Genomic DNA, 1,248 nt, shown 5'->3' on the forward strand with positions numbered 1-1,248 from the left:
CTGATGCAAGAAGCGGTAAGCTCAAGATCCTCATGATCTCGGTAGAAAGATTAAAGAACGAACGGTTTCGTCAGTTTATCTCGCAGGTGCCTATCTCTTTACTGGTCGTAGACGAAGCGCACTGTATCTCTGAATGGGGGCACAATTTCAGACCCGACTATTTGAAGATCCCGCATTACCTGCAATTGCTCAATATCCCTCAAACGCTTCTCTTAACTGCGACGGCGACGACCGATGTTGTAAAAGACATGCAAAGTAAGTTCAGTATTTCTGAATCCAATACTATCGTCACTGGTTTTTATCGTCCGAACTTAAACTTGAGCATCGTTCCTTGTGAGCACGATGAAAAGCTCAGCAAACTGAATCAGATCGTACAGTCTTCGCCTCTATCACCCACTATCGTCTACGTGACTTTGCAGTATTCTGCTGAATACCTTGCCCAACAATTGCAACAAGCGGGCATTTCTGCGTTGGCCTACCACGCTGGATTAGAAAGTGAAAATCGTGCGTATATTCAACACCAATTCATGTCGGGTGAAGTGAACTGTATCGTTGCAACCATAGCTTTTGGTATGGGGGTAGATAAGTCAGATATCCGCCGCGTTATACACTTTGATCTTCCCAAATCCATCGAGAACTACGCACAAGAGATAGGAAGAGCAGGAAGAGATGGAGCCCCTTCCGACTGTATTTTGTTAGGGAACAAAGATGGCCTTAATACGCTTCAGAACTTCGTTTATGGCGATACGCCTGATCGAGACTCTATCGCACATGTCGTCAATGAAGTCTATCAACATTCCCCAACCTGGGAAATGCAGATTACTCGCCTATCTAAAGAGTCGAATATTCGTCAACTTCCATTAAAAACATTGTTAGTTTACCTCGAGTTGGAAGGCATCATTTCTCCAAAATACAGCTATTTTGCCGATTATCGTTTCAAGTTTGTCTCAACCCCGTCCCAAATATTGGCTAAATTTGAGGGAGAGCGTCATCAATTCGTAGAGTCCATTTTTGCTTGCTCTCCCAAAGCAAGAACCTGGTGCCAAGTTGATTTTGACGCATTGTGGCAAGGCTTTCATGCAGACAGACAACGTGTAGTCAGCGCCATTGATTACTTTAATGAACAAGGCTGGATTGAACTCGAAAGTAAGCAAATCACAGATGTTTATCAGGTCATTGATACTTCCCAAACACAAGTAGAATTGACAGAAACACTCTATCAACTATTTAAAAACAAAGAGAATGCAG

The 1,248-nt window shown here is 43.2% G+C and carries 1 protein-coding gene; it reads left to right on the plus strand.

Going from position 1 to position 1,248, the window contains the following annotated elements:
• Positions 1–1,248: RecQ family ATP-dependent DNA helicase (locus tag BCU12_RS10145; protein WP_102404191.1), on the plus strand; the 1,248-nt coding region annotated here is incomplete at both ends.

Origin of the sequence: Vibrio sp. 10N.261.55.A7, from assembly GCF_002877365.1 — a bacterium.
Taxonomy (GTDB): domain Bacteria; phylum Pseudomonadota; class Gammaproteobacteria; order Enterobacterales; family Vibrionaceae; genus Vibrio.